The organism is Aquabacterium sp. TM01 (assembly GCF_057808345.1).
Window position 1 is genome coordinate 558,815 of record NZ_AP046529.1, and the last position, 23,877, is coordinate 582,691.

Genomic DNA, 23,877 nt, shown 5'->3' on the forward strand with positions numbered 1-23,877 from the left:
CGCCGATCAGGCTGCCAGCACGCTGGCCAGGGCGGCGTTCAGCGTGGCGCTGGGGCGCATGACGGCTTCCAGCTTGGCTGCATCGGGCATGTAGTAGCCACCGATGTCGGCGGGCTTGCCTTGCACGGCGGCCAGCTCGGCCACGATGGTGGCTTCCTGCGCGCTCAGGGCCTGGGCCAGCGGGGCGAACTTGGCGGCCAGGGCGGCGTCGTCGGTTTGCGCCGCCAGCTCCTGGGCCCAGTACAGTGCCAGGTAGAACTGGCTGCCGCGGTTGTCGAGCTGGCCGGTCTTGGGCGACGGGTTCTTGTTGTTCTCCAGCAGGGTGCCCGTGGCGGCGTCCAGCGTCTTGGCCAGGATCTTGGCCTGCATGTTGCCGGTCTTCAGGCCCAGGTCTTCCAGCGACACGGCCAGGGCCAGGAACTCACCGAGCGAGTCCCAGCGCAGGTGGTTTTCTTCGACCAGTTGCTTGACGTGCTTGGGGGCCGAGCCGCCCGCGCCGGTTTCGTACATGCCGCCACCGGCCATCAGCGGGACGATGGACAGCATCTTGGCGCTGGTGCCCAGTTCCATGATGGGGAACAGGTCGGTCAGGTAGTCGCGCAGGATGTTGCCGGTCACCGAAATGGTGTCCTTGCTGCGGATCACGCGCTCGAGCGTGTAGCGCATCGCGCGCACCTGCGACATGATCTGGATGTCCAGGCCGGTCGTGTCGTGGTCCTTCAGGTAGGCCACGACCTTCTTGCGCAGCTCGGCCTCGTGCGGGCGGTAGGAGTCCAGCCAGAACACGGCGGGCATGCCCGAGTGGCGGGCGCGGGTCACGGCCAGCTTGACCCAGTCGCGGATCGGGGCGTCCTTGACCTGGCACATGCGCCAGATGTCGCCTTCTTCCACGTTCTGCGACAGCAGGATCTCGCCGGTGGCGATGTCCACGATGTTGGCCACGCCGGCTTCCGGGATCTCGAAAGTCTTGTCGTGCGAGCCGTACTCTTCGGCCTGCTGGGCCATCAGGCCGACGTTGGGCACGGTGCCCATGGTGCGCGGGTCGAAGTTGCCGTTGGTCTTGCAGAAGTTGATCATCTCCTGGTAGATGCGGGCAAAGGTCGACTCGGGGATCACGGCCTTGGTGTCCTTCGGACGGCCGTCGGCACCCCACATCTTGCCGCCGATGCGGATCATGGCGGGCATCGAGGCGTCCACGATCACGTCGTTGGGGGCGTGCAGGTTGGAGATGCCCTTGGCCGAGTCCACCATGGCCAGCTCGGGGCGGTGCTCGTGGCAGGCGTGCATGTCCTGGATGATCTCGTCGCGCTGCGAGCTGGGCAGGGTGGCCAGCTTGTCGTACAGGTTGACCAGGCCGTTGTTGACGTTGACGCCCAGCTCGTCGAACAGCTTGCCGTGCTTCTCGAAGGCTTCCTTGTAGAAGATGCGCACGGCGTGGCCGAACACGATGGGGTGCGAGACCTTCATCATCGTGGCCTTGACGTGCAGCGACAGCATCACGCCGGTCTTGCGCGCATCTTCGAACTGCTCTTCGTAGAAGGCGCACAGGGCCTTCTTGCTCATGAACATGCTGTCGATGATCTCGCCTTCGAGCAGCGACACCTTCGGTTTCAGCACGATGGTCTGGCCGCTGGCGGTGACCAGCTCCATCTTCACGTCACGGGCCTTGTCCAGGGTCAGGGATTTTTCGCCATGGTAGAAGTCGCCGTGCTTCATGGTGGCCACGTGGGTGCGCGAGGCCTGGCTCCACTCGCCCATGCTGTGCGGGTTCTTGCGCGCGTAGTTCTTGACGGCGGCGGGGGCGCGGCGGTCGGAGTTGCCTTCACGCAGCACGGGGTTCACGGCGCTGCCCAGGCACTTGGCGTAGCGCGCGCGGATGGCCTGCTCTTCGTCCGTCTTGGGGTCTTCCGGGTAGTCGGGGACGGCGTAGCCCTTGCCTTGCAGTTCCTTGATGGCGCTGACCAGCTGGTGCACCGAGGCACTGATGTTGGGCAGCTTGATGATGTTGGTGTCGGGCTGCAGGGTCAGGCGGCCGAGTTCGGCCAGGTTGTCGGGCACGCGCTGCGCTTCGCTCAGGAAGTCGGGGAACTCGCCCAGGATGCGGGCGGCCACCGAGATGTCGCTGGTGGTGACGTTGATGCCGGCCGGGGCGGCAAAGGTGCGCACGATCGGCAGGAAGGAACTCGTCGCCAGCAGCGGGGCCTCGTCAGTCAAGGTGTAGATGATGGTGGGCTGCTGGGTACTCATAACGTTCTTTCCGGATAGGGATAATGGAAATGCCGCCGGCTGGATCGCAGCAACGGCGGGCATCACAGGGCCATGGTTTTGGCAAAGGCGTAACGATAGCGCTACTTGGGTCAGATTGTGGGCTTCAGGGCCATAAGTCGACTGATGGCCTCGGCCGTTGCAGGGGCAAGCAGGGGGCGTGCCTGGCCGGTGGCGGGCCGGGTGGCCGCATGGCGGTGCGCGCTCAGGCTCGGTCCAGCAGGGTCTGGCAGGCCTCGGCCGGCACGGGGCGGCCGATCAGGTAGCCCTGGGCCTCGTCGCAGCCGATCTCGGCCAGGGCCAGACGCTGCGCCTCGGTCTCCACCCCTTCGGCGATCACCGTCAGCTGCAGGGTGTGGCCCAGCTGGACGATGGCCTTGACGATGGAGGCGCCGTCCGCGTCGGTGAGCATGTCGCGCACGAAGGACTGGTCGATTTTCAGCTTGTCGACCGCCAGCCGCTTCAGATACGACAGGCTGGAGTAGCCGGTGCCGAAATCGTCGATCGAGAGCTTGACGCCCAGGGCCTTGAGCCCCTGCAAGGTGGCAATGGTGCTGTCCACGTCCTGCAGCAGGATGGATTCGGTCAGCTCGAGCTCCAGCAGGTGGCCGGGCAGGCCGGAAGACCGCAGGGCATCGTCCACCAGGGCCAGCACGTCGCCGCGCTTGAACTGCAGGGCCGAGAGGTTGACGGCCACCACCGGCGGCTGGGCCAGGGCGTCGGCCCACAGGCGGCCCTGGCGGCAGGCCTCGCGCAGCACCCACTCGCCCATCGGGATGATGTGGCCGCTGCGCTCGGCCAGCGCGATGAACTGGCCCGGAGGCAGCAGGCCGGCTTCGGGGTGCTGCCAGCGCACCAGGGCTTCCACGCCGACGATGCGGCCGCTGCGCAGGTCCAGCTGGGGCTGGTAGTGCAGGCGGAATTCCTGGCGGCGCACGGCCTGCGCCAGCGCCCCGGTCAGGCGGATCTGGTCGACCAGGCCGGCGTTCATCTCGTGCGAGAAGAAGCGGTAGGCGTTGCGACCGGCCTCCTTGGCGCTGTTGACGGCGGTGTGGGCGTGGCGGAACAGGGTGTCAAAGTCGTCCCCGTCGCTGGGGAAGAGGGCGATGCCGATGGAGCAGGAGGCGTTGAGCGCGTGCTCGCCGACCAGGAAGGGCTCGTTGAAGGCCTTGCTGATGCTGTCGGCCAGGCCGGCGATGCGGGCGAGGTCGTCCGGGCCGGTGAGCAGCACCACGAACTCGTCGCCGCTCATGCGGCTGATGGTGGCACTGGGCGGCAGGCACTGGCGCAGGCGCTCCACACACAGCACCAGCACCTGGTCGCCCACCGCGTAGCCCAGGCTGTCGTTGATGTGCTTGAAGTGGTCCAGGTCGAGGTAGAGCAGGGTCAGCGTGCGCTGCTCGCTGCGGGCCACGTTGGCGGCGTGCGCAAAGCGGTCGCCCAGCAGCAGGCGGTTGGGCAGGTGGGTCAGCGGGTCGTAGTGCGAGAGGAAGTCCACCCGGGCCTTGGCCTCGGCGTGTTCGGCACGGGCGCGCAAGGCGCTGATGCCGTAGGCCAGGTCGTTGGCCAACTCCAGCAGCAGGTTCAGCTCGTTGGTGTCGAAGGCGTCGCGCTCACTGGCGTACAGCGTCAGGGTGCCCAGCACGCGCGCGTCGCAGATCAGGGGCAGGGCCAGGCACGACTGCAGCGCCAACTCGGCCGCCTTGGCCGCCCAGGGCTGCATGCGTGGGTCGCGCGGGATGTCGGTCACCAGGCAGGGCTGGCCGGTGCGGATGGCCGTGCCCACCACGCCGCGGCCCCGGGCCGTGTCGGCCCAGCTGATGTGGACCTGCGCCAGGTAGCCGCTGTGGTCGCCACATTCGGCTGCCACGCTCACGCTGCGCTCCTCGTCCTGCTGGGCAAAGCCGACCCAGGCCAGGCTGTAGCCGCCGCTCTCCACGCTGAGGCGGCAGATCTCGCGCAGCAAGGTGGGCTCGTCCTGGGCGTGGACCAGGGCGGTGTTGCAGTCGCTCAGCAGTCGCAGGTCGCGGTTGAGGCGCTGCAGCGCGTGCTCGGTCTGCTTGCTGTGGCTCACATCCTGCATCGTGCCGATGATCTGGGTGGCCTGCCCCTGTTCGTCGAGCAGGGGCTCGCAGCGCTGGTGGATGAACTTCACGCGCCCGTCCGGGCAGGGCAGGCGGTAGGCGATCTCGCAGGGCGTGACGCTGCGCAGGGCGGCCTGGAAGTCGCGGTCCACGCGCTCGCGGTCGTCGGGGTGGATGAGGGCGAGGAGGGCCTCGCAGCTGGGCACGAAGCGCGCCGGGTCCTGCTCGAAGATGCGGTAGACCTCGTGGGACCACTGCATGGCGTGCGTGCGCAGGTCGAGCTCCCAGTGGCCCAGCTGGGCCAGGCGCTGGGCTTCGAGCAAACGGGTTTCGCTGCGGTGCAGTTCGGCCTGGGTGCGTTCGCGCTCGGCGCTCAGGTCCTGCAGCTTGCGCTGGGTGTCGATCAGGCGGGCCAGCAGCGAGCCGGCCGGCGCATGCTGGGCCGAGCGCGTGGGCGTGAAGTTGCCCTGGCCGATGCGGGCGATCTGCGCGTGCACGTCGTCGACCGAGCCGCCCAGCACGCGGCGCAGCATCTGGGCCGCGCGAAACAGCATGGCCATCAGGATGAGGCCGCAGGCGATCAGGGCGATGCGGGCGTACAGCGCATGGCGTTCGGCCTGGGCCACGGCCCTTTGGGTGCGCTCGCGCATCAGGGTGTGGACCCGGTCGATCGGCGCCAGGATGGCAGCCTTGGCGGCCAGGTAGCGCGCATCGTGCAGCATCTGCAGGGCCTGCGCCCGGCGCATCTCCGCACCGGGACCTTGGAGGTCGCGCAAGGTCATGGCCTCGCGCTCGATCTGGGTGAGTCGGTCGGAGTGCGCCTTGGCCTGGACCAGGATGTCAAGCTCTTCGGGCGGGAAACCGGCCTGGCGCATCAGCTCCATCAGGGGGATGCGCTGCGCGCTGTCGGGGCGCGGGGGCTGGCCATCGACCAGCACCAGGTCCCAGTAGATGCCGCTGTAGCCCCGCGGGCGAGGATGGAGTCCGTCACGGATGTCGAGGATGCGCTGGTAATGCTGGCGCGCCTGGGGGTGATGGCCCACCACGTAGAGGCGGGCCATGCGGGTGAGGTCGTCCGAGGACTGGTGCAGCTCGTCGGCCAGCAGGAAGGCGCGCAGGCGGGCCTCGTTGGCGCCATCGATGGCCTTCTCGGCGATCGTGTAGAACACGAAGGCCACGATCATCGCGCTGAGGGTGGCCAGGGTGTAGCTGATCTGGCGTGCGAAGGAGCGGGGGGCGCGGGCGTGTGGCATCTCAGCTCAGCAGGTCGCGGATGAGAAGGCGCATACGAGGTCGGGGGCGATGCCCGCCCGCTTCAGCACGCGGATCACCCCGATGAGCGGCCAGCCGCGCGCCGAGCCACTGCCCAGGGCCAGGCCAATGCGGGGAGGTCGGGGTGTCATGAGAGGGGGCGTGTGGAAAGTTCACCATTTGCAATGCGCAAACATAACATGTCGCATTCACCCTCAGGACGCTTGTCCGAAGTTCGCATACCATAGGTGCGATATGCACAGCCCCACCTTGTTCGTCCTCGCGGCCCTCCTCATGGGGATCATGGGGGCTGTCTTCCAGGCGGTCTGGCGGTTCAATCGCGACATCCCTGGTTTGCGTGAGTGGACGTGGGCGTACACCGTCGGGTTCCTGTTCTGTCTGGGGCTCCTGCTCAGGCCGCAGGCGCCCGGCCCGGTGTCGGTGCTGCTGGCTCAGGGGGGCATCCTTCTGATGTCTTATTGCTGCATGCGGGGCTGCCATGCCTATGTCGGGCGCCCCCCGGCGGGGCCGCGCGGGGTCGGGCTGTTCATCGTGGGATGGCTGCTGCTGGCCCTGTACTTCACCGTGGTGCAGCCAGACCAGCGCATCCGTTTTCTGCTGGGCAGCGTGGGGCCGGGGGTGTTCTTCCTGCTGGGCGCTCGCGCCATGGGGGCACACCGGGAGCCGGGCCATCCGGCACGCCTGCTGTTTGCCTGGGTGTGCGGTGGACATGGGGTGTTCTTGCTGGTGCGCCCCGGTTTGTTCCACGTCGGTTCGGATCACCTCTCGATGGTGTCCGTCCCGGTGCTGGTCGAGTCCATCGCGGCGCTCAACCTCCTGGGCTTTTGCATGCTCATGCTGGTCAACGAGCACGTCACCTCGGCCTTGCGGCGCCTGGCCGAGAGCGACGCGCTCACCGGGGTCTTCAATCACCGCGCCTTTTTAACCTTGCTGGGCAAGGCGATGAGCGTGGAAGCGCGCCTGGGCCAGCATCTGCAGGTGATGCTGCTCGACCTCGACCATTTCAAGCAGGTCAATGACACCTGGGGACATCAAACCGGCGATGAGGTGCTGCGCCATTTTGTGAGCGTGGCCAACGCCTGCCTGCGCCAGGGGGACGTGCTGGGTCGGCTGGGCGGCGAGGAGTTTGCCGTGTTCTTGCCGCAGGCGAGCGGCGACGAAGCCTTGCTGGTGGCGGAGCGGCTGCGCGCGCAGATCGAGGGCCAGCCTTTTCAGGCGGCCCGCGGCCTCATTCCCTTGTCGGTGAGCATCGGCGTGACGCAGTGCCGGCACGGTGAACGGCCTGAAGCAGCCTTGGGACGCGCCGACCAGGCCATGTACCAGGCCAAGGCGAGCGGGCGCAACCGGGTGGCCAAGCTGGCACCGGGCTGGGCGCCCGCACTGGGCTGAACGCCGCAGCTCAGCGGTCGGTTCGGGCCGTCGAGCCCGTCATCGCAGCGGAGGGCTCATCGGTGCTGCCGGCGTCGCCCTGGGGTGAGGGCAGCACATGGCTGAGTGCCGGCGGGATGTCGGCGCTGGGGGCATCGTGGGTGCGGCGGCGGAACAGCTCGGTGCGCGACAGCAGGATGGTGGTCACTGGCACCGTGATCGACAGCAAGATGATGATCAGCCAGGCGTGCAGGGCCAACTGCTCCTTGCGCGCCGAGAAGTACAGGATGGTGGCCAGGGTGACGCACCACGACGAGAGGCTGAAGGCCAGCGCGGGCGGGTGCATGCGCTGAAAAAAGGTCTGAAAGCGCACGATGCCCACGGCCGCCGCCAGCGTGAAGATGCCGCTGAGTACCAGCAGCAGCGCCACGATGAACTCGACCCCGCCGAACAGTTCGGGGTTCATTCGATCACCTCCCCGCGCAGCAGGAACTTGGCCATCGCCATCGAGCTGACAAAGCCGAACAGGGCGATCAGCAAGGCCGCCTCGAAGTACATCGAGCTGCGGTAGCGGATGGCCAGCACCATCAGCACCAGCATGCCGATGGTGTAGATCAGGTCCATCGCCAGCACGCGGTCTTGCGCCGAGGGGCCGCGGTACAGTCGCAGCAGGGCCAGCGCCATGGCCAGCACATAGCAGCCCAGGGTGAACACGATGGCGCCAAACAGGAAGGGGCTCATTCGAAAATCTCCATCAGGGGACGCTCGTAGCGGTCCTTGATCAGGCGGATCTCTTCCTCCGGGTCGTCCAGGTCGAAGATGTGGACCAGCAGGGCGCTGCGGTCCAGGGCCATCTCCGACCAGATGGTGCCGGGGATCACACACATGATGGCGGCCAGCACGGCCAGCCCGTTGGGGTCGCGCAGGTCGAGCGGCACGGTCACGAAGCCGCCGCGCGGTTGTTTCGCCGACGAGGCCAGGGTGCCGCGCAGCACCCGCCAGTTCCATACGATCACATCCCAGCCCACCATCATGAACAGGCGCAAGGCCACGTCCAGGCGGCGGATGCGCACCGGGGTCGGGCGCAGCGACTGGGTCATCAAGGGCACGATGGCGGCCACGATGGCCCCCAGCAACCATTGGCCGACGCTGTAGTCGCGGTTGAGCACCAGCCACATCGCCAGCAGGGCCAGGGACAGCAGCGGGGCAGGAAACAGGCGTCGCATCATGGCAGGAGCGGGGCAGTGGGCGCGCGCAGGCGCTCGGCATTGGTGGGGGTGAGGCGGGGCTGGGCCGACAGCACGGCGTCGATGTAGCCCTGAGGCTGGTAGAGCGCCTGGGCGGTGTCGCGGGCGTAGCGCATCAGGGGCTCGGCGCGCAGGGTGAAGAACACGCACAGGCCCACCAGCACGGCCACGGGCAGGTACTCCACGCTGCTGAGCATCGGGGCTGCTCGCCCCACCGGCGCCCAGAAGAAGCGGATGCCGGTGCGCGACAGCGCGATCATGGCAAACAGGCCCGAGAGCACGACCAGGGTCAGCAGCATCCAGGTGATGTGGGAGAGTGCGCCGCCGGTGTCGGGCGTGCTCAACAGCGCCGACAGCATGGCGAACTTGCCCACAAAGCCCGACAGCGGCGGCAGCCCCGCCACCAGCAGGGTGCAGCAGATGAAGGCCAGGCCCAGCAGGGCGATGGACGCCGGCATGGGGCGGCCCACCAGCAGCTCTTCGTCGTCATCGAGGTTGCTGCCTTCTTGCAGCTCCAGGTCGGCCAGGGCAAAGGGCAGGTGGTCTTCCTCGTCCTCGGGGCGTCGCTGCGCGCTGGGGTCGGCGCTGCGTGAGCGGTCCATCAGCTCGGTCAGAAAGAAGAAGGCGGCGATGGCAAAGGTGGAGGTGGGCAGGTAGTACAGCGCCCCGGCCGTGACCTCGGGGCGACCCAGGCCGATCATCGCCATCAAGGTGCCCGAGGACACGATGACCGCATAGCCGGCCAGGCGCGCGGGCCGCTGCGAGGCCAGCATGCCCAACGCGCCAAAGGCCAGCGTGGCCATGCCGCCCCACACCAGCCAGGCACTGCCAAAGCCGGCCGACTCGCCCGCCTGCGGCGAGAACCACAGCGTGGACAGGCGCAGCAGCACATAGATGCCCACCTTGGTGAGCAACGCAAAGATGGCGCCCGAGGGGGCGCTGGCGCTGGAGTAGGCAGGGACCAGCCAGAAGTTGAGCGGCCACATGGCGGCCTTGGCCAGGAAGGCCACGCCCAGGATGGCGCAGCCGGCGTGCAGCAGCGGCCGGTCGATGGCGGACACCTGCGGGATCTTGGCGGCCAGGTCGGCCATGTTGAGCGTGCCCACCACGCCATAGATCATGGCCGCGCCGACCAGGAACAGCGAGGAGGCCACCAGGTTGATGCTCAGGTAGTGCAGGCCGGCTTTCACGCGCGCCGGGCCCGAGCCGTGCAACAGCAGGCCATACGAGGCCGCCAGCATCACCTCGAAGAACACGAACAGGTTGAACAGATCGCCCGTGAGGAAGGCCCCGTTGAGCCCCATCAGCTGGATCTGGAACAGCGGGTGGAAGTGCGCCCCGGCCTTGTGCCAGCGCGCCACCGCAAACAGCAGGGCCATCATGCCCACCACGCCCACCAGCAGCAGCATCAGGGCGGAGAGGCGGTCCAGCACCATCACGATGCCAAAAGGCACGTCCCAGTTCGAGGGCAGGTAGACGCTGTAGGTGCCCTGCACATCACCGCGTGCCGTCCACTGGAACAGCAGCACCGCCAGGATCAGGTTGAGCAGGGTGGCGAACAGGCTGACCGCGGTTTTGGTGCGCAGCCGGTGCTCGCTCAGGAAGAGCATCACACAGGCAGACAGCAGCGGCAGCAGGATGGGGGCCAGGCTCAGGTGAGGCATCAGGGCCTCGGTGAGCGGGAAGGTCGACCACCTCATTCGGCATCTCCCTGACCGTCCACATGGTCATTGCCCCAGAAGCCCCGTTGCGCCAGCAGCACCACCAGGAAGAGCGCGGTCATGGCAAAGCCGATCACGATGGCGGTCAGCACCAGGGCCTGGGGCATGGGGTCGGTGTAGTTCTGCAGGGTTTCGGGCACGCCGGGGATCAGCACGGGCTCGCTGTCCACGGCCAGGCGGCCAGTGCTGAAGATGAACAGGTTGACCCCGTAGCCCAGCAGGCACAGGCCCATGATGACCTGGTAGGTTCGCGGGCGCAGCAGCAGCCAGACGCCGCAGGCGGTCAGCACCCCGATGGCGATGGCCAGGACGATCTCCATCAGTGTTCTCCTTGTGACGCGGTGGCGGACGCGCTGGGGGCGGGGGCCGGTGTGCTGCGTGGACGGCGGTGGCCGCGCACCGACTGGTGGCCCAGGGCCGTCAGGATCAGCAGCGTGGCGCCCACCACCAGCGCGAACACGCCGATGTCATAAAACAGCGCGCTGGCCACGTGGAAGTCCCCGATCAGCGGCAGATGCACATGCGCGGTGTGCGTGGTCAGGAAGGGGTAGCCCAGCACCAGGGCCCCCAGGCCGGTGGCCGTGGCAATCAGCAGGCCGCTGGCGATCCAGCGCTGCGGGCGCAGGTGCATGTGCGCCTCCACCCACTGCGTGCCCGAGACGATGTACTGCAAGATGAAGGCCGTGGACAGCACCAGGCCGGCCACAAAGCCCCCGCCCGGCGCGTTGTGCCCGCGCATGAACAGGTACACGGCCACGACGGCGGCCAGCGGCAGCACCAGGCGCACCAGCACGGCGGGCACCATCAGGTAGCCTTGCGCTGGGTCTTTCACCATGTGGGGGTTGATCAGGTCGGTGGCGATGTCGGCCGGCAGCGCCTGCTGCTGCAGCGGCAACACGGTGCTTTCGGGGGCGGGGCGGAAGCGGCGCAGCAGGGCGTAGACCGTCAGCGCCACCCCGCCCAGCACGGTGATCTCGCCCAGCGTGTCAAAGCCGCGGAAGTCCACCAGCATCACGTTGACGACGTTGCGGCCCCCGCCCTCGGGCAGCGCGCGCGCCAGGAAGAAGGGTGAGATGGTCTGCTCGAAAGGCCGTGTCATCAGCGCATACGACAGGGCCGCCATGCCGGTGCCGGCCAGCAGGGCCAGCAGCAGGTCGCGGGCGCGGCGGGCTCGCACCTTGGTGCGTCCCCACCAGTTGCGGCGCGGCACCTGTTCCTCCAGCCGCTTGGGCAGCCAGCGCAGCCCCAGCAGGATCAGCACCGTGGTGACGGCCTCGACCGAAAGCTGGGTGAGCGCCAGGTCGGGCGCCGAGAACCAGGCAAAGGTCACCACCGTCACCAGGCCCGACACGCTCATCAGCGCCAAGGCGGTGAGCCGGTGGTACTTGGCCTGCCACACGGCACCCAGCGAGGCGCCGATGCCCACCAGCCACAGCAGCGCGAACATGGGCGAGAAGGTCAGCAGCGGACGGGTGCCGGTGCTCACCACCGGGCCCAGGCCACGCAGCCACAGGGTGGCCGCCGCACTGCCCACCGTCACACCCAGCAGCAGCAGCAACTGCGGCTGCAGGCGACGGGTGCCGAAGGCACGCAGGCCGCGGCGGCTCAAGGCCGTGAGCCAGGCCAGCACGCTCTGGAAGATCTGCTTGCTGCGGATCTGGCTGAGCAGCGGCGTGCGCTGCAGGTGGCCGCCGTGCATGGGGCCACGCAGCAGCACGTAGAGCACGATGCCGCCGATCAGGGCCACGAAGCTCATCATCAGCGGCAGGTTGAAGCCGTGCCACACGGCCAGGTCGAAGGCCGGCAGGTGCCCGCCCACCACCGGCGTCGCGGCGGCGTTGAGGATGTCCTGCACGGCCCACTGTGGCGCCACGCCCACCAGCAGGCAGGCCAGCACCAGCACCTCGATGGGCACGCGCATCCAGTGCGGCGGCTCGTGCGGTGGCTTGGGCAGGGTGCTGCAGGTGTCACGGCCGAAAAACACATCGGCGGTGAAGCGCAGCGAGTAGACCACGCTGAACATGCCCGCCACCGTGGCGACGATGGGCAGCAGGCGCTCGAACATGGGCGTGGCGGTGACGAACACCGCCTCGGTGAAGAACATCTCTTTGGAGATGAAGCCGTTGAGCAGGGGCACGCCGGCCATGGCCGCACTGGCCACGCAGGCCAGTGTGGCCGTGATGGGCATGGCCCGTCTCAGGCCGCTCAGGCGGCGGATGTCGCGCGTGCCGGTTTCGTGGTCGATGATGCCCACCGCCATGAAGAGCGAGGCCTTGAAGGTGGCGTGGTTGAGGATGTGAAAGACCGCGGCCACGGCCGCCAGCGGGCTGTTGAGGCCCAGCAGCGTGGTGATCAGGCCCAGGTGCGACAAGGTCGAATAGGCCAGCAGCCCCTTGAGGTCGTGCTGGAAGATGGCGGCAAAGCCCCCGATCAGCAGCGTGGCCAACCCGGCGCTGGTCACCAGCCAGAACCATTCGTCGGTGCCCGCCAGCACCGGCCACAGGCGCGCCATCAGGAAGACGCCGGCTTTGACCATGGTGGCCGAGTGCAGGTAGGCCGACACGGGGGTGGGCGCGGCCATCGCGTGCGGCAACCAGAAATGGAAGGGGAACTGCGCGCTCTTGGTCAGCGCGCCCAGCAGCACCAGCACCAGCACCACGGTGTAGAGCGGGTGGGTGCGCACCAGCACACCCGAGGCCAGCACCACGTCCAGGTCGTAGCTGCCCACGATGTGGCCCAGCACCAGCATGCCCGCCAGCAGGCACAGGCCCCCGGCCCCGGTCACTGTCAAGGCCATGCGGGCGCCGCGGCGCGCATCGCGGCGGTGGTGCCAGTAGCCGATCAGCAGGAAGGAGAACAGGCTGGTCAACTCCCAGAACAGCACGATCTGGATCAGGTTGCCCGACAGCACCACCCCGCTCATGGCCCCCATGAAGGCCAGCAGAAAGGAGAAAAAGCGCGGCACCGGGTCGGCCGGCGACATGTAGTAGCGCGCGTACAGGATCACCAGCGCGCCGATGCCCAGCACCAGCATGGAGAACATCCACGCATAGCCGTCCATGCGCAGCACGAAGTTCAGGCCCAGGCTGGGCAGCCAGTTGAACTCCTGGCGGATCACGCCACCGGCGGCCACCTCGGGGAAATACAGCGCGGCCTGCACCGCGCAGACCAGCGCGATCAAGCCCGCGAGGGTCGATTCCGCGTTGCGAGCGTTCGCCGGCAGGCACGCCGCCAGCAGGCTGCCGAGAAAGGGCAGGGCGACCAGAGTGAGAAGAGGCAAGGTCATACCCGGTCAAGTTTAATCGGTATCAAATTTGGGCAAATGTGATGGCGCCGTGGCACCCCTCAGGGGTGGCCCACCGGCAGCGCCGTGCGGTCAACCACCCGGCGCAGAACGAAGCTGGTGTGCACCCCCGTCACGCCGGGGATGCTGGTGATCTTGTTGAGCAGCAGGTCCTGGTAGGCGTCCATGTCGGCCACCACCACCTTGAGCTGGTAGTCGGACTGCTGACCGGTAATCAGCAGGCATTCGAGCACCTCGGGCAGCGCGGTGATGGCCTGCTCCAGGCTGGCGAAACGCTCGGGGGTGTGCTGGTCCATCGAGATGCCAATGAGCGCCATCAGCGACAGGCCCAGCTTTTTGGCGTCCAGCAGGGCGCGGTAGGCGCGGATCAGCCCGGCGTCTTCGAGGGCGCGCACACGGCGCAGGCAGGGTGAGGGCGACAGGCCAATGCGGTCGGCCAGGTCCTGGTTGCTGATGCGCCCGTCTTCCTGCAAGACGGCCAGAATTTGCCGGTCGTAGCGGTCCAGTTCAATGAGATTGCCAGTCGGATTCATGTTTGCGCAACTTTCTGCCAAATGGATGCCAAATCATGGCACACAACGCAAGCACCTGCCAGCCCTTCTTTCATAAGATAGGGGCATTGAGATTCACACCGAGATGCCCACCATGTCCGCTGCCTCCCACGACAAGTACCGCGCTTTTGCCCCGATCGCCCTCACCGATCGCCAGTGGCCCAACCGCGTGATCGACCGCGCGCCGATCTGGATGAGCACCGACCTGCGTGACGGCAACCAGGCTTTGTTCGAGCCGATGAACGTCGACAAGAAGATGCGCATGTTTCAGATGCTCTGCGACATCGGCTTCCAGGAGATCGAGGTGGGCTTCCCCTCGGCCTCGCAGACAGAGTTCGACTTCGTGCGCAGCCTCATCGAAGAAGACCGCATCCCCGAAGGCGTGAGCATCGAGGTGCTCACCCAAGCTCGCGAGCCCCTCATCCGCCGCACCTTCGAGTCGATCAAAGGCGCCAAGCAGGCCATCGTGCATTTCTACGCCGCCACCGACGATTCTTTCCGCGAGACCGTGTTCAACATGGACCGCGCCGAGGTCTTGAAGATGACGGTGGAAGCCGTCGAGTTGATCAAGTCACTCGCCGCCGCCATGCCCGAGACCCGCGTGACGCTCGAATTCAGCCCCGAGCACTTCTCGTCCACCGACCTCGACTTTGCCCGCGAGGTCTGCGATGCCGTGACCGCCACCTGGGGGGCCACGCCCGAGCGCAAGGTCATCCTCAACTTGCCCGCCACCGTCGAGGTGGCCTCGCCCAATGTCTACGCCGACCAGATCGAGTGGATGCACCGCCACGTGGCCCGCCGCGACAGCGTGATCATCAGCTTGCACCCGCACAACGACCGCGGCACCGCCGTGGCCGCCGCCGAGTTGGGCTTGATGGCCGGCGCCGACCGCGTGGAAGGCTGCTTGTTCGGCAACGGCGAGCGCACCGGCAACGTCGACCTCGTCACCTTGGCGCTCAACATGCACACGCAAGGCGTCGAGTCCGGTTTGGACTTCGGCGACATCAATGCGGTGGCCCGCACCTACGAGTACTGTACCCAGCTCCCGATCCACCCACGCCAACCCTATGTGGGGGATCTCGTGTTCACGGCCTTCTCCGGCTCCCACCAGGATGCCATCAAGAAGGGGTTTGCTGCCCACAAGGCAGATGAGCGTTGGGCGGTGCCCTATCTCCCGATCGACCCGGCCGATGTGGGCCGCACCTACGACTCGGTCATCCGCGTCAACAGCCAGTCGGGCAAGGGTGGCATCGCCTACTTGATGGAGACCGAGCACGGCGTGGTCATGCCGCGTCGCTTGCAGGTCGAGTTCTCGGGCGTGGTGCAGCAGCACACCGACACGCACGGCGGCGAGGTCACGGCCGATGCCATCTGGGGCTTGTTCGCCCAGACCTACATCGAGCCGGCCACGCCCGTGCGCTACCGCGAACACCACCTCTATGAGAACGGCGACGCCCAAGGCATCCGCCTCACGGTGGACATCCATGGCCAGACCCACATCCTCACCGGTGAGGGCAATGGCCCGATCCACGCGGCGGTGAACGCCTTCGAGAGCGCGGGCATTGCCATCGAGGTGCGCAGCTACGAAGAGCGCTCGATGACGGGCAACCGGGTCGATGGCAGCGCCCAGGCCTGCGCCATCATCGAGGCGGCGGTCAATGGCAAGGAGCACTTCGGCGTGGGCATCGACGGCCACATCGTGACCGCCTCGCTCAAGGCCTTGGTCAGCAGCCTCAACCGGGCCGGCGCCGTGCCGATGCGCAACGCGGCCTGAGTCTGAGGCACACCACGGGGGGCGCTGCGGTCACGCAGGCCCCCATTTCTTCATTGGATCTGGAAACGAGCACCGCATGGCCGGCCCCAACGCAGACTTCTGGCAAGACAAATTCAACAAGAACGAGATCGCCTGGGACCGTGGCGCAGCCAGCCCGCAACTGCTGGCCTGGCTGGACAGCGGTGCGCTGCAACCCTGCCGCATCCTGGTGCCGGGTTGTGGCAGCGGCTGGGAAGTGGCCGAACTGGCACGCCGTGGCTTTGAGGTCGTGGGGCTGGACTACACCGAAGCGGCCGTGGCCCTGACCCAGGCCTTGTGCGCCCAGCAAGGCGTGAGCGCCGAGGTGGTGCAGGCCGATGCGCTCACGTACGAGCCCAGCGCGCCGTTTGACGCCATCTACGAGCAGACCTGCCTGTGCGCCATCCACCCGGACCACTGGCAGACCTACGCCGCGCAACTGCACCGCTGGCTCCAGCCCGGCGGCCAGCTGTGGGTGCTGTTCATGCAGATGCTGCGCCCCGCGGCCAGCCAGGAAGGCGTGGTGCAAGGCCCGCCTTACCACTGCGACATCAATGCGATGCGCGCGCTCTTGCCGGCAACGCTGTGGGACTGGCCCAAGCCGCCTTACGCCAAGGTGCCGCATCCCTCGTTGCAGCACGAACTGGCGCTGACCTTGGCGCGGCGCTGATACGGCGCTGAAGCCCGCAGGTGCGGGCTCGGCCCGTCGCAGCGGCCCGCCGAGCGGGCTCAGTGCCCCTTGTTCTGACGGCGCAGCTCGACCGCATCCATTTCGGAGAGCGTGCGCTCGCCCGGCTGCAGGCGGAACAGGCGCATCGAGTGGCTCACGCCCTGAACCTGTCCGGTCAGTGATCGAGCGGCCGAAGCCAGCTCTTCCACCAGCGCGGCGTTCTGCTGCGTGATCGAGTCCATGTGAGACACGGCCTCGTTGATCTGGCCGATCCCCAGCTGCTGCTCGCGCGAGGCGCCGCTGATGGCGTCGAGCACGCCACTGACCTTCTGCACCGCGCCGATGGCCTCTTGCATGCGGGCGCGGGCCTCGTCGGTGCGCTCGCCGCCTTCGCGCACCCGGTCGGCCGATTCCTGGATGAGCTGCTTGATCTCGCGCGCGGCCTCGCTGGTGCGGTGGGCCAGCGAGCGCACCTCGGAGGCGACCACGGCAAAGCCGCGCCCAGCCTCGCCGGCTCGGGCGGCTTCCACGGCCGCGTTGAGCGCCAGGATGTTGGTCTGGAAGGCCACGCCTTCGATCAGGTGGATGATCTCGCCAATGCGCGATGACGACTCGGCGATGCCGCCCATGGTCTGCGTCACGGCCAGCACCGCCTCATTGCTGCGCTGCGTGATGTGCGAGGTTTCCTGGGCCAGATGGGCGCCTTGCTGGGCCGCGTCAGCACTGTGCTGCACCGTGCCGTTGATCTCTTCCATCGAGGCGGCGGTCTGCTCCAGGCTGCTGGCTTGCGACTCGGTGCGCGAGGCCAGGTCCTGGTTGCCGGTCGCGATCTGGGCCACGGCGATGCTGAGCTGGTCGACCTCCGTGCGCACGTCCTGCACCACGGTGCGCAGGCTCTGCGACATCTGCTGCAGGGCTTGCTGCAACTGGCCTGAGGCGCCGCTCGCGCCGGTGGTGATCTCGTGCGTGAGGTCGCCCGCCGCCAGGTGGTTGGCATCGGCCACCAGGCGGTGGATGGGGGTGATGGCCAGGGCGCGCGTGCTCAGGTAGGCCATGACGCCCGACAGCAAGGCCACCCCGACCGTCACCAGCGCGGGCAGGCCGGCCAGCGCCGTGCCGCCGGTGGCCGCGGCACCCAGCAGCTGCACGCTCAGCAGACGGGTGCGCGTGCTGGGTTGGGTCAGCAGCTGAAGTCGGCCGTGCCAACCGTTGCGGCGCACGCGACCGCCCTTGAGTACATGCTGCAGCCGGCCTTGCGTGGCCTCGGCCTGCATGGTGGCGTACAGGGCCTCAGCGCCCTGGATGGCCTCGCGGCTGGGCTGGTTGCGCACCGACAGGTAACCGGTGATGCGCCCGCCGTCCATCATCGGGGTCGCGTTGGCCACCACCCAGTAGTGGTCGCCGTTCTTGCGCCGGTTTTTCACCACGCCGGCCCAGGGACGTCCAGACTCGATGGTGGCCCACATGTCGCGGAAAGCCTCGGACGGCATGTCGGGGTGACGCACGAGGTTGTGCGGCTGGCCCAGCAGCTCGTCACGGCTGTACCCGCTGACCTCGATGAATGCCGGGTTGCAGTAGGTGATGCGGCCTTTCAGGTCGGTCACCGACACCAGCGTGCGGTTCGGTGGAAACGGGTACTCGCGTTGGGTAATGGGCAGGTTCTGTCGCATGTCGGGAGAGGGCCGCAGGCGCGGTGGGCGGCAGCCAAAGGAGCGTGGAATTGATGTAGCGCATGAAATTGAGCCACATTCCGAGGCGCGAGCTTGGCACAGCGCGCGCGTTTGTGCCCAGAAGTGCCGCATTGGCCGCGTTTTCCGGTCGGATAGGATGGCGGCAGACCCACTGTGCAGATTGGTTTCATGGCGCCGATGTCCTCTTTTGACGATGCAGGCCTGAGCGAGCAGGTCGCGGGCGAGCTGTTGCGCACGCACGGTCCCAACGAGTTGCCGCAGGCGCGCCCTCGCTCCGTCTGGCGCATCGCAGCCGAGGTGGTGCGCGAGCCCATGCTGCAACTGCTGATCGCCGCCGGGCTGATCTACCTGGTGCTGGGCGATGTGGCCGAGGCGCTGGCGCTGCTGGCCTTTGTGGTGCTGTCCCTGTCCATCAGCCTGGTGCAGGAGACGCGCACCGAGCGCGTCATGGAGGCGCTGCGCGACCTCAGCAGCCCGCGTGCGCTGGTGATCCGCGATGGGCGTCGGCGGCGCGTGGCCGGGCGCGAGGTGGTGCCGGGTGACCTGATCGTGCTGGCCGAAGGTGACCGCGTGCCGGCCGATGCCGTGCTGCGCGAGGCGCACGAGCTGCACACCGACGAGTCGCTGCTCACGGGCGAATCGGTGCCGGTGCGCAAGCAGGCCTGCCCCCCGCAGGCCTGGACCGAATTGGGGGAGTGCACCCCCGGGGGCGATGACCTGCCCTGGGTGTACTCCGGTGCGCTGGTGGTGCGGGGCCAGGGGCTGGCCCAGGTGCGCCGTACGGGCGCGCAGACCCAGATCGGTCGCATCGGGCAGGCGCTCAGCCAACTCGAAACCACCCCGTCGGCCTTGCAACGCCAGACCCGCCAGTGGGTGCGCGCGTTTGCCGTGGTCGGCGTGGCCCTGAGTGTGGGGGTGGCCGTGCTGTACGCCTACGTGCGCGGCGATGTGCTGGGCGCGGTGCTGGCCGGCATCACCCTGGCCATGTCGATGCTGCCTCAGGAGTTCCCGCTGATCCTGACCGTGTTCATGGCCATGGGCGCCTGGCGCATTGCCCACCAGCGCGTGCTGGTGCGCCGGGCCAGCGCCATCGAAACCCTGGGCTCGGCCACCGTGCTGTGCACCGACAAGACCGGCACGCTCACGCAAAACCGCATGACGGTGGCGGCGCTGCAGGTGGGCGAGCAGGGCTGGACCGTCGGTAATCCGGTGCTGCCCGAGGCCTTCCACGCGGTGCTGGAGTACGCCATTTTGGCCAGCCAGCGCGACCCCTTCGACCCGATGGAAAAGGCCTTCTGGGACCTGGCCGAGAGCCACCTGACCGCACAGGATCGCGAGCACCTGCACCCGGACTGGACCCTGGCCCACGCCTACGCGCTCAGCCCCGACCTGCTGGCCATGTCGCACGTGTGGCAGCGCCCCAGCCACCGCAGCCAGGTGGTCGCCGCCAAGGGCGCGCCGGAGGCGGTGGCCGACCTGTGTCACCTGCCTGAGGCGCAGGTGGCCGAGATCCGTCGCGAGGTGGAGGCGCTGGCGGCGCGGGGCCTGCGGGTGCTGGGCGTGGCGCGCGGCGTGCTGCGCGGGCACGAGCCTGGAGGCGACTGGCCGCCCCTGCAGCACGACCTGGACTTCGAGTTCCTGGGCCTGATCGGCTTGATGGACCCGCTGCGTCCGTCGGTGGTGGACGCGGTGCAGATGTGCCGCCAGGCCGGCATCCGCATCGCGATGATCACCGGCGATTACCCGGCCACGGCGCTGGCGATTGCCACCCAGGCCGGCCTGGACACGGCCGGCGGCGCCTTGCGCGGTGAAGAGATCGCGGCCTTGTCCGACGAGGCCTTGCGTGAGCGCGTGCGCCACACTGGCGTGTTTGCCCGCGTCACGCCCGAGCAGAAGTGGCGCATCGTGCGCGCCTGCCAGGCCAACGGCGAGGTGGTGGCCATGACCGGCGACGGCGTCAACGACGCGCCCTCGCTGAAAGCGGCCGACATCGGCGTGGCCATGGGTGCGCGCGGCACCGACGTGGCCCGCGAGGCGGCCTCGCTCGTGCTGCTGGACGACGACTTTGGCGCCATCGCGCAGGCGGTGCGCCTGGGCCGGCGCATCAACGACAACCTGCGCAAAGGCATGGCCTTTGTGCTGGCCGTGCATGTGCCGATTGCGGGCTTGTCCTTGCTGCCGCTGCTGTTTGGCCTGCCCCTGCTGTTCGTGCCGGTGCATATCGCGTTTCTGGAATTGATCATCGACCCGGTGTGCTCGGTGGTGTTCGAGGCCGAGCCGGAGGAGGGCGATGTGATGCAGCGTCCACCGCGACCGCCCGGCGCGCCTTTGCTGAGCGCCGACCTGCTGTGGGGCAGCCTGCTGCAAGGTGGGTTGGTGATGGGGGTGATCGGCGGCTTCTACATGTGGCTGCTGAACCTGGCCACGCCCGAAGCGGCGGCCCGCACGGCGGCCTTTGTCGCGCTGGTGGGGGCGAACGTGGCCCTGATTGTGAGCAACCGCTCGGTGGGCAACCACCTGCTGGAAAGCCTGCGGCGACCGAACCGCGCGCTGTGGACCATGTTGGGTGTGACCACCGCCTTGCTGACCCTGGTGCTGGGCTGGCCGGCGCTGCGCGCGCTGTTCCAGTTTCAGCCCTTGACGGTCGAGCTGGCCGCGCAGGCCGCTGGTGTGGCCGTGGTGACGCTGGCGCTGCTGGAGGTGCTGAAGGCCATGCGTCTGCGTTGGCAGGGGCGACGCGGGACGCTGTGAGCGCGGCTCAGACCGTGTCGAACAGCGGGCCGCAGCCGCGCGCCTGTACCGCGCCCGCTTCATCGCGCATCAGGAACAAGGCACTCAGCCCCTGACGAAGCGCCAGGGCCGACCCGGCGTCGGGGCCGAGCACCATGAGCGCAGTGGCCCAGGCGTCGGCCTCGGCGCAGGTGGGGGCCACCACGGTGACCGAGGCTGGCGACGACCGCAGCGGCGCGCCCCGACGCGGGTCCATGGTGTGAGACAGGTGGCGGCCCTGCACGGTCACCCAGTGCCGGTAGTCGCCCGAGGTGGCGACGGCCGCATCCTGCAAGGCCAGCACCGAATGGGGCGCGCGGCGTTCGGTGTCGGGCGCTTCGACCGCGACGGACCAGGCGGTGCCATCGGGGCGCAGGCCCAGCGCGCGCATCTCGCCGTCGATGCCGACCAGGGCCGCGTCAATGCCGAAGCGGCGCAGCGTGTCGGCCAGGCGGTCCACGCCATACCCCTTGGCGATGCCGTTCAGGTCCAGCGTGAGCGCGCCTTGCTTGCGCACCAGCTGGCCCGTGATCTGCAGCACTTCATGCGCCGGACGTCGGGGCGCTGCCATGGCGCGGCGGATGCTGTCCACATCGGCCGCCTGTGGGCCAAAGCCCCAGGCCTGCACCGCATCGCCCTGGCCGATATCGAAGGCGCCGCCGGATGCGCGACCGATGTGCAAGCCAAGGCTCAACACATGAGCCAGGTGTTCAGGCACCTCGACCAGGGTGTTCACCGGCGCCCGGTTCAGGCGCATCAGGTCGCTGCCGGGCTGCCAGGTGGACATCTGTGCGTCCACCTCGTCCACGGCCTCCTGCAAGGCTGATTGGATCGGGGCGACCTCCAGATCGGGCGCGCTGAAGAACACCGCCGACCAGCGCGTGCCCATGGTGGGGCCGTTCAGCGCGTGGCGTGTCGGCTCAGTAGACGTCTTCGACATAGCGGTCTCCGGCTTTCAGCATCGCGGGCGTCAGCCCGGCAGGTTGGAGGATGTCGGTCAAGGCTTCGGCCACGCCGCGCGCCATGTCCCGGCCGCCGCACACCATGACGTTGGCACCTTGTCGGATGGCCTCGACCACTTGAGGGGCGGCTTGGCGCAGCGCATCCTGCACGTACTGCGGGTGCTCGCTGCGCGACACGGCGAGAGACAAGGCGGTCAGCTTGCCTTCGGCCTGCCAGCGCGACAGTTCGGGGTGGTAGAGAAAGTCGCTGTCGGGGTGGCGCAGCCCGAAGAACAGGTGGATCGGGCGAGCGGGCGTGTTGTGGCGGATGAAGCCGGCCAAGGGACCCACGCCGGTGCCCGCGCCGATCAGGATCAGCGGGGTGCGGTCGTGGTCGGCATGGAAGCCCGGATGGGGGCGCACAAAGGCGCGCACCGTCTGCTCTGGCTCCAGGGAGGTCAACTGCGTTGAGGCCAGACCGCCGACGTGACGCCGCACGACGATTTCGACGAAGCCGTCCCGCGAGCCCGAGGCCAGCGAGTAGAGGCGGGGCACGGTCGAGCCTTCGGGCACGATGCCCAGAAGGTCGCCGGGCTCGAAGCGGGCGAAGCCCTGGCCGGTCAGGCGTTGCCAGCGCGAGGATGGCGGCAGCGCAAAGCGCAGGATGGACATCGGCACCTGCACGGCGCTGCCGTAGTCGCGACGCGCCACCAGGGTCAGCGTTTCGGTGGCGGGCGGCGTGGGCTGGTGGGCGAGGTCCAGGGGCGTGCCCAAGGCTTCGCCCAGCGCACGGCCCCAGCGGGCGAAGTCCTGTGGCGACTGGCGGTCGATGGTGTCGAACGGGAGCAAGGTGGGCCAGCCCTTGGCGCGGGCGGCCGCGTCCACGGCGGCGGCATAGGCGCAGAAGGCCGGGAAGCTCCGGTCGCCAAAGCCGAGTACGGCCAGCGGCGCGGTGGTCGGTGCGTCCAGGGCTTGGAGGCGCTCAAGGAAGCCTTGGGCCGAGGCCGGGGCATCGCCCTCGCCATAGGTGGCGGCGAGGATCAGGTAGCGTTGCGCTTGGCGGTGGCGGGTCGGGGCAAAGCCGCGCAGGGGCGCCACATGCACCGAGTGGCCAGCGCGGCGCAGCGCCTCGGCCAGCGTCGCGGCAAAGCCCCAGGTGCTGCCGCCTTCGGAGCCCACCAAGACCACGGTGTCGGCCTGAGCGGCCGGTGCGTTGCCACGCAGGGTCGGACGGGCGCGCCGACCGGCCAGCCAGACGCACACGCCGGTCACGGCCAGCACGGGCACGCCCAGGGCCATCACGCCCAGGATGAGGCCCAGCACGGCAGCGCCTTGGCCGGTGTGCAGCATGGCGACCGTGTCTGACACGCGCTGGCCCAGGCTCAGGCCTTGCCACGCCAGCAGGGTGCCGGTGCCCGCGTCCACATGGCCCATGCCCTGGGTGGTGCGCAGCGTGAACACATCTTGCGGATCTCCCTGTACGGGAAAGCTCAGCTCGCGCAGGTCGGCCACCGGGGTGGCGCGCAGGGTGTCCATCCGGGCCAGTGCCAGGCCAGTGTGCCCACTGACCGTGGCCGGGGCATTCAGGCTGGCTGACTCCACCGTGATGAGCTCGAAGGTTTCGGCCGACATCCACAGCGCGGTCACCGACGACCACAGCAGGCCCAGCACGGCCACGCGGGCGATTTCGGTGTGCAGCCGGCCGGCCCAAGGTCCGCGCAGGCGGGTGAACCAGCGTCGCCAGCCGCCTGTGCGCCGGGCCACCAGCCAGGCCCCCGTGATGGCCAGTCCCAGCATGGCCAGGGCGCCCGCTGCAGCGAGCAGGCGGCCGCCATCGCCCAGAAAGAGTGAGCGGTGCAAGGTGGTCAGCCAGCGCTGCACCGCGTTCGGGTCGGCGCTGGCCACGTCGCGGCCGGTGGCCGGATCGATCACGGCCGAGCCGGGCTGGTCTCCGTCAAACCACCAGGCGGTGATCCGTCCCGAGGGCGCGCGTTTGATCTGCTCCAGGCCGGGATGGGTCGCCTGCACGCGCGTTGCCAATTCGGCCACGGTCAGCGTGTCCGCCTGCGAGGGGGCCTGCACGGCCTCCAGCGCGGGAAACAGCGACAGGGCGGCGCCGCTCAAGGCCGTCACGAACAGCAGGGCCGCCATCACCAGGCCGGGCCAGCGGTGCAGGGTGCGCATCATGCTTCGGATCTCCGG

General features: G+C 68.5%; 17 protein-coding genes. 4 read left to right on the forward strand and 13 right to left on the reverse strand.

The annotated features are described in order from the left end of the window. Positions 1-6: 6 nt before the first annotated feature. The 3 genes from AC3WW4_RS02640 to AC3WW4_RS02650 form a co-directional block, all read right to left on the reverse strand. Positions 7-2,247: an NADP-dependent isocitrate dehydrogenase gene (locus AC3WW4_RS02640; protein WP_488826840.1), complete on the reverse strand. Its 2,241-nt coding sequence runs from the start codon at positions 2,245-2,247 to the stop codon at positions 7-9. A gap of 223 nt (positions 2,248-2,470) precedes the next feature. Further along, positions 2,471-5,602, reverse strand: a complete 3,132-nt coding sequence (locus AC3WW4_RS02645) for a bifunctional diguanylate cyclase/phosphodiesterase (RefSeq protein WP_488826841.1) — start codon at positions 5,600-5,602, stop codon at positions 2,471-2,473. Positions 5,603-5,608: 6 nt separating this feature from the next. After that, positions 5,609-5,752: a hypothetical protein gene (locus AC3WW4_RS02650; RefSeq protein WP_488826842.1), complete on the reverse strand. Its 144-nt coding sequence runs from the start codon at positions 5,750-5,752 to the stop codon at positions 5,609-5,611. Positions 5,753-5,855: 103 nt separating this feature from the next. On the opposite strand from AC3WW4_RS02650, the gene AC3WW4_RS02655 reads away from it, so the two are divergent. Beyond that, positions 5,856-7,010, forward strand: coding sequence for a GGDEF domain-containing protein (locus AC3WW4_RS02655; RefSeq protein ID WP_488826843.1), 1,155 nt, complete (start codon positions 5,856-5,858; stop codon positions 7,008-7,010). Positions 7,011-7,020: 10 nt separating this feature from the next. Here AC3WW4_RS02655 and AC3WW4_RS02660 read toward each other — a convergent pair whose 3' ends face one another. The 7 genes from AC3WW4_RS02660 to AC3WW4_RS02690 form a co-directional block, all read right to left on the reverse strand. Continuing rightward, on the reverse strand, positions 7,021-7,455 hold the full coding sequence (locus AC3WW4_RS02660; RefSeq protein ID WP_488826844.1) for a Na+/H+ antiporter subunit G: 435 nt from the start codon (positions 7,453-7,455) through the stop codon (positions 7,021-7,023). Beyond that, positions 7,452-7,730: a K+/H+ antiporter subunit F gene (locus tag AC3WW4_RS02665; protein ID WP_488826845.1), complete on the reverse strand. Its 279-nt coding sequence runs from the start codon at positions 7,728-7,730 to the stop codon at positions 7,452-7,454. The genes AC3WW4_RS02660 and AC3WW4_RS02665 overlap by 4 nt, the downstream gene beginning before the upstream one ends. Next, a complete protein-coding gene (locus tag AC3WW4_RS02670) occupies positions 7,727-8,218 on the reverse strand; it encodes a Na+/H+ antiporter subunit E (protein ID WP_488826846.1) in 492 nt (163 codons plus the stop codon). The genes AC3WW4_RS02665 and AC3WW4_RS02670 overlap by 4 nt, the downstream gene beginning before the upstream one ends. Then, positions 8,215-9,936, reverse strand: a complete 1,722-nt coding sequence (locus tag AC3WW4_RS02675) for a monovalent cation/H+ antiporter subunit D (protein WP_488826847.1) — start codon at positions 9,934-9,936, stop codon at positions 8,215-8,217. Before AC3WW4_RS02675 ends, AC3WW4_RS02670 begins: the two co-directional genes overlap by 4 nt. Then, positions 9,933-10,277, reverse strand: a complete 345-nt coding sequence (locus AC3WW4_RS02680; protein WP_290731369.1) for a Na+/H+ antiporter subunit C — start codon at positions 10,275-10,277, stop codon at positions 9,933-9,935. Before AC3WW4_RS02680 ends, AC3WW4_RS02675 begins: the two co-directional genes overlap by 4 nt. Beyond that, the gene (locus tag AC3WW4_RS02685) at positions 10,277-13,237 is read right to left on the reverse strand and encodes a monovalent cation/H+ antiporter subunit A (protein ID WP_488829681.1); all 2,961 of its coding nucleotides are present in this window, start codon (positions 13,235-13,237) and stop codon (positions 10,277-10,279) included. The genes AC3WW4_RS02680 and AC3WW4_RS02685 overlap by 1 nt, the downstream gene beginning before the upstream one ends. A gap of 65 nt (positions 13,238-13,302) precedes the next feature. Continuing rightward, entirely contained in the window at positions 13,303-13,794 is a 492-nt protein-coding gene (locus tag AC3WW4_RS02690; protein ID WP_488826848.1) for an Lrp/AsnC family transcriptional regulator, read from the reverse strand. A 112-nt stretch (positions 13,795-13,906) separates the two neighbouring features. Between AC3WW4_RS02690 and leuA the strand changes: the two genes are divergently transcribed. Next, complete coding sequence (gene leuA, locus AC3WW4_RS02695; RefSeq protein WP_488826849.1) at positions 13,907-15,586, forward strand: 2-isopropylmalate synthase; 1,680 nt, start codon at positions 13,907-13,909, stop codon at positions 15,584-15,586. Between the two features lie 76 nt (positions 15,587-15,662). Beyond that, entirely contained in the window at positions 15,663-16,274 is a 612-nt protein-coding gene (locus tag AC3WW4_RS02700) for a methyltransferase domain-containing protein (protein WP_488826850.1), read from the forward strand. Between the two features lie 59 nt (positions 16,275-16,333). Here AC3WW4_RS02700 and AC3WW4_RS02705 read toward each other — a convergent pair whose 3' ends face one another. After that, positions 16,334-17,944 (reverse strand): methyl-accepting chemotaxis protein, encoded by a 1,611-nt coding sequence (locus tag AC3WW4_RS02705; RefSeq protein ID WP_488826851.1) that lies wholly within the window; start codon positions 17,942-17,944, stop codon positions 16,334-16,336. A 198-nt stretch (positions 17,945-18,142) separates the two neighbouring features. Between AC3WW4_RS02705 and AC3WW4_RS02710 the strand changes: the two genes are divergently transcribed. Then, positions 18,143-20,716: a cation-translocating P-type ATPase gene (locus AC3WW4_RS02710; RefSeq protein ID WP_488826852.1), complete on the forward strand. Its 2,574-nt coding sequence runs from the start codon at positions 18,143-18,145 to the stop codon at positions 20,714-20,716. 7 nt (positions 20,717-20,723) lie between these two features. On the opposite strand, the gene AC3WW4_RS02715 is transcribed toward AC3WW4_RS02710, so the two are convergent. Then, the gene (locus AC3WW4_RS02715) at positions 20,724-21,674 is read right to left on the reverse strand and encodes an FAD:protein FMN transferase (protein WP_488826853.1); all 951 of its coding nucleotides are present in this window, start codon (positions 21,672-21,674) and stop codon (positions 20,724-20,726) included. Continuing rightward, the gene (locus AC3WW4_RS02720; protein ID WP_488826854.1) at positions 21,655-23,862 is read right to left on the reverse strand and encodes a PepSY domain-containing protein; all 2,208 of its coding nucleotides are present in this window, start codon (positions 23,860-23,862) and stop codon (positions 21,655-21,657) included. The genes AC3WW4_RS02715 and AC3WW4_RS02720 overlap by 20 nt, the downstream gene beginning before the upstream one ends. Positions 23,863-23,877: the final 15 nt, after the last annotated feature.